This is a genomic window from Thiohalocapsa sp., from assembly GCF_019695415.1.
Classification (GTDB): Bacteria; Pseudomonadota; Gammaproteobacteria; order Chromatiales; family Chromatiaceae; genus Thiohalocapsa.
Window position 1 is genome coordinate 1 of sequence record NZ_JAIFKJ010000032.1, and the last position, 1,628, is coordinate 1,628.

Here is a 1,628-nt window from a genome sequence, read left to right on the forward strand (position 1 = left end):
AGGGAAGGTGGGGGGGGCTGAACAGCGGGGGGCGTGGGGTGGGTGGTAAAGGGCGTCTTCCACAGCGGGGGGGTCGGCGCTGCCAATTCCTTTGCCGAATGGCAGGCTACGCGTTGCAGGACATCGACAAGATAATCGTACTGGTTGGTGTCATGCAGGCGACAGGTGACCATCAGACTCTGCAATACTCCGAGCTGCTCGGCGCCGAGTTCGCTCCAGCAGAACAGGTGATTCTTCCTCCCCAGTGGAATCACGCGCAGCGCCCGCTCCAGGTGGTTGGTATCTATCTGCACATGGGGCTGTTCAAGAAACACGCGCAACGCGGCTTCGCGCTCGGCCACGTAGACCAGCGCCTTGCTCAGCGGATTCGAGGGCAGCAGCTCAGGCCGCTGGCGCTGCTCCGCAACCCAGTCGAAGAAGGTATCGACGATCGGTACGCTGTATTTTTGCCGCCATGCAGCGACCTCATCGGATGAGTACTCGCGAGCGCGGATCGTGGCCTCAATCTGGTAAAGCTCGGCAATGCGATCCAAGCCGTGCTGCGCCAAGGCAGGTTCCATAGCCAGCGCGCGTTCGAAACCACGGCGGCCATGCGCCCAGCAGTTGGCGTGGGTGATGTCCTGATCCGCCGCGTTCAGTTTGGCGGTCGCACGCACATAGGCGTCGTAGCCGTCGGTGAGCAAAGTGCCGCTGAAGCCGCCGAGCTGGTCGACAGCGTGCTGATGGCTGCGACCGGTAGACCAGGTGAACACGACCTCATCGCTGTCACCATAGATCGGCCAGAAGTAGGTCTGTTTCATCTTGCCCGGTGCTTTGCGCCCGGCCTTCATCGGCACTTCATCCATGGCAAGCACCGCGCTTTGGAGCACACTCTGGCGTTGGGCCTGATAGATCGGCTCGAGTAGCGCAATGCTGCGCGTCATGTAGTTGAGCAGGGTCGAGCGACTGAGCTGGATGCCGCTGTTGAGCAACCGCTGATGTTGACGATACAGCGGTAAGTGGTACACGGCTTTGTCGACTAATAGGCCGGCAAGCAGGGAAACATCGGCGTAGCAGCCTTCCAGCACGGCCGCCGGTGCCGCGGGAACGCGGACGGATGCCTCGCCCTTGTGGCGCACGACCGGTCGGCGATAGATCAGTACCCGGAAGATGCTGCGCAGCTGCGCGAGGCGCGTGCTGTCCTTGTATCCGATGACCTCGTACTGCTCAGCCTCGTCGCCGGTCAGCTCCGGCGCCGGTACGTGGATGACGGTCTGCGGTACCGTCTCATCGAAGCGCAGGCCACTGTCGTTGACCTCGTCACCGCGACGCTGCGTGCGGCGCCGGTGTGCACGCACGAGCTTGCCCGCATTATCGGCGGGTGCCTGAGGCGGGACTTCCGCGGCAAACAGGCTCTGCTGGTCGACATTCAACGAGATCTGCTTCTCGGACTTGCGCACGAAGATTTGACGGTTGAAACACGCCAGCTTGGCCCGCAGCTGACCATTCTCGGCCTCCAAGGGGGGGATGAGGGGTACTTCCCGAGCCCGTGCGGCACTGGCGCTAACTGCTTGGTTCGACGACGGAATCACCCGGCCGGATTTACCATGTAGGGCGGCGCAGGTGGCGGCAACGCGTTTGACTTTGGG

At 62.6% G+C, this 1,628-nt stretch carries 1 protein-coding gene; it reads right to left on the bottom strand.

Annotated elements, in window-relative coordinates; genetic code table 11:
• Window positions 1-1,499: IS66 family transposase (locus I6U14_RS00420; RefSeq protein ID WP_296895959.1), on the bottom strand; the 1,499-nt coding region annotated here is incomplete at its 3' end.
• Between the last annotated feature and the right edge of the window lie 129 nt (window positions 1,500-1,628).